The sequence below is a fragment of the Oleiphilus sp. HI0123 genome, assembly GCF_001635315.1.
Genome location: NZ_LWGE01000975.1, coordinates 1 through 666 on the forward strand (window position 1 = coordinate 1; position 666 = coordinate 666).

General features: G+C 45.3%; 1 protein-coding gene. It reads left to right on the forward strand.

Annotated features, from left to right (window positions below):
- Window positions 1-666 (forward strand): PA14 domain-containing protein (locus A3761_RS08445; RefSeq protein WP_197472981.1); only part of this gene is annotated, 666 nt, incomplete at both ends.

Genomic DNA, 666 nt, shown 5'->3' on the forward strand with positions numbered 1-666 from the left:
AATGGCCGCATATGAGCTTCGACCTACGGCAGGTGCATCGGGTGATCGAGTCGCGACGGCGTCAACAATTTTTGATGATGCCATTGGTCACTTAATTGCTTTGAGAGAAGGGGCGAGTGGTGTATTGAATGTTGATAGTGTCCATGGTGCCTGTGGTGTTGATAATCTCTTGGTAGTCGAATTCGACAATACCATTGATAGTGATGCCTTAGATACTAGCTACTACTCCTTAAATGCAGCGACGATTAGTAGTGTTAGTCAGCAAAGTGACACAACGGTTGTATTGCAGGTAACAGGAATTGTAGCGGGCCAGGCATATACCTTGACGGTGGATGGTACTGATCACAGCGTTGATTTCTCTGGTTTAACTGGTCATTACTTTGATCAACGTAACGGAAGTGGAACCAAGGTTTCTCAGCCTTCAGGTTTATTTACCGGTACGGAATATCTGCGTAAAGATAGCCAAGTGGATTTTGGTTGGGGCTCAGGAACGCCGACTATTTTCCCTAGTACCTCTGGAAATAATGAGCGTTTCAGTATTCGTTGGAATGGCTATGTGGTACCGACACAAACAGGTAGTTATGAGTTCCGGCTGTATTCAGATGATGGTGTACGCTTAGACCTTGAAGGTAGTGAGATTATTAATGACTGGAGCCTTCATGGACC